3 protein-coding genes are annotated in these 2517 nt (G+C 68.2%); 1 reads left to right on the forward strand and 2 read right to left on the reverse strand.

Annotation, left to right across the window (positions count from 1 at the left end; genetic code table 11):
* On the reverse strand, nucleotides 1-246 hold a 246-nt coding region (locus AC08OP_RS00815; RefSeq protein WP_476612438.1), incomplete at its 3' end, for a PAS domain-containing protein.
* 338 nt (nucleotides 247-584) lie between these two features.
* Between AC08OP_RS00815 and phoU the strand changes: the two genes are divergently transcribed.
* The gene (gene phoU / locus AC08OP_RS00820; protein WP_476612439.1) at nucleotides 585-1232 is read left to right on the forward strand and encodes a phosphate signaling complex protein PhoU; all 648 of its coding nucleotides are present in this window, start codon (nucleotides 585-587) and stop codon (nucleotides 1230-1232) included.
* A gap of 214 nt (nucleotides 1233-1446) precedes the next feature.
* Here phoU and AC08OP_RS00825 read toward each other — a convergent pair whose 3' ends face one another.
* Complete coding sequence (locus AC08OP_RS00825; RefSeq protein ID WP_476612440.1) at nucleotides 1447-2184, reverse strand: phosphoglyceromutase; 738 nt, start codon at nucleotides 2182-2184, stop codon at nucleotides 1447-1449.
* Between the last annotated feature and the right edge of the window lie 333 nt (nucleotides 2185-2517).

Raw genomic sequence — 2517 nt, forward strand, 5'->3', positions numbered from 1 at the left:
GGCCAGCTCCGCCACCGCGATCTCGTCGGCGGCGACCACACCCATGCGTCGCGCGACCGTGTTCACCAGGACCACCCGGTCCGCGGTGTCGAGGACGAGCAGACCGGTCGGCAGGCCGGCGATCACCCGACGCACGAGCTTCGCCGGCAACGTCATGCCGCCGGTGTCCCCGCCGGACGCCGAACCAGTCGTCAGGTCAGTCGTCAGGTCAGTCGTCGAACCGGCTGTTCCAGGCACTGCTGTCATCGTCCACCATCGTCCACTCACCCTGCACGGCCTGCCGACCTGCACGAGCTGCACGAGCTGCGGATGCGGTGTGTACCGGTTGTCATGGCATCCGCCGACCTGTCACCCACTCGCCGCATGCTAGGTGTCCGCATGCCACCTAGGTATTGCTCTGCAAGCCTCCACCGCCGATCGTCGCTAGCTGTTCATCAGACCCATCGCCAAAGTTCACCAGAGAGCGAGAGGTCCGCATCATCGTCAGAGCCGGAGCGACGCAAGTACCCAGGACCACCATGATCAAGTCAATCCCTCAGGATCTCTGACCCCTCGATCCGCCACCGAATGAGAAGGAGCCGTCCGTGCGGGACGCCTTCACCGACGAACTCGATAGCATCAACCAGTCCCTGATCGAGATGACCAACCTGGTCGCCTCGGCCATGGCCCGGGCCACCACCGCTCTCCTCGACGCCGATCTCCAACTCGCCGAAAACGTCATCAGCGGAGACGAGACGGTCGACCTGCTGCGCAACGAGATCGAGGAGCGGGCCTTCGACGTGATGGCCCGCCAGGCCCCGGTCGCCACCGATCTGAGGATGATGGTGGCCACGCTGCGGATCGTCGCCGACCTGGAGCGGATGGGCGACCTCGCCCTGCACGTGGCGAAGGTCGCCCGTCGGCGCTATCCGGGCCGGGCGATCCCGCCGGAGCTTCGTGCGACCATTCTGGAGATGGGGCAGGTCGCGCAGCGCATCGTCGCGAAGGCCGGATCGGTGATCGCCAGCCGGGACACCGACCTCGCCAAGCAGTTGGAGGCCGACGACGATGCGATGGACGGGCTGCACCGCGCCCTGTTCCACATACTGATCGAGAAGCCCTGGCCGCACGGGATGGAGGCGGCGATCGACATCACTCTCTGCGGCCGGTACTACGAGCGGTACGCCGACCATGCGGTCTCGGTCGCCCGCCGGGTGCTCTACCTGGTCACCGGGGATTCCAGCCGCGCGTGAGGGCACCCGGGGGATCCGCCCCCGGCCTCGCGCGCGTGGCCCCCACGCACGGCCCGACGGTTCCCCGCGTGCATCCCGCCGACGCTATGGCGGCTGCCCGAGATGGCCCGCGACGGTGGCACGGGCCGGTCAGGGCTATAGGACTCGGTCGGGACTATATGGCTATAGTCCCGACTATTTTTAGTCTCGACTATCTTCTCGATTACTTTTCCGACTACTTCCTGCTGCCCTGCGCGGCGACGGCGGCCGCGGCGAGCGCCGCGGCGTCGGGGTCGAGGTACCCCGAGCTCACCACACCCAGCTGGTCGTCCAGCTCATAGCGCAGCGGGATGCCAGTGGGGATGTTGAGCCCGGCGATGTCGGTGTCGCTGATATGATCGAGATGCTTCACCAGGGCACGCAGTGAGTTGCCGTGCGCCGCCACCAAAACGGTGCGGCCGGTCCGCAGGTCCGGCACGATCGCGTCGTACCAGTAGGGCAGCATCCGGGCGACGACGTCGGCAAGGCACTCGGTCCGCGGGATGACGTCGGGGGCGAGGTCATCGTAGCGCTCGTCCACCCCGCTGACCTGCTCCGGACCGATCTCCGGCGGCGGCGTGTCGTAGGAGCGACGCCAGAGCTGGAACTGCTCCGCGCCGAACTTCTCCAGCGTCTCCGCCTTGTTCAGGCCCTGCAGGCCGCCGTAGTGCCGCTCGTTGAGTCGCCAGGTGCGGCGAACCGGAACCCAGGTGCGCCCGGCGGCGTCCAGCGCCAGCCAGGCGGTGCGGATCGCCCTGGTCAGCAGGGACGTGTGCACCACGTCCGGCAGGACGCCGGACTCCCGCAGCAGCTCACCCCCGCGAGTGGCCTCCTTGGCACCCTTCTCGGAAAGATCAACGTCCACCCAGCCGGTGAACAGGTTTTCGCGGTTCCAAATGCTCTCACCGTGGCGGAGCAGGACGAGCGTCGGCATACCCGAGATCCTGCCCGCTCGGCGGCCCGCTCGGCCAGCATTGCCGGTTGTTGCCTGTGGCTCCCCGGCTCGGGGCCGGTCGTGCCGGAGACCGGTTGTCACGCGGCAGCACGACAGGAATCCGGCGGCACGACCGGGATTCATCCGGAACTGAACGACCCCCGGGCGCTCCGCCGCCGCGCGAAGCAGAGGCGGGCCGTCGGGACTTGCGACGGCGCCCGGGGGTCGGGTGTCTGCCTGGTTCTCGCCGGTGCCGGTGCCCATGGGCCACCCGGCTAGAGGTGAGGACCACGAGACCGGCTAGCGGACAGCCACCTCACGAGTCCTATGAGC

It is taken from the genome of Frankia sp. CeRuru1 (genome assembly GCF_977966315.1).

Bases quoted from the DNA above. Each gene is read 5' to 3' on its own strand.
- AC08OP_RS00825 (WP_476612440.1), bottom strand. From the start codon at position 2,184: ATGCCGACGCTCGTCCTGCTCCGCCACGGTGAGAGCATTTGGAACCGC.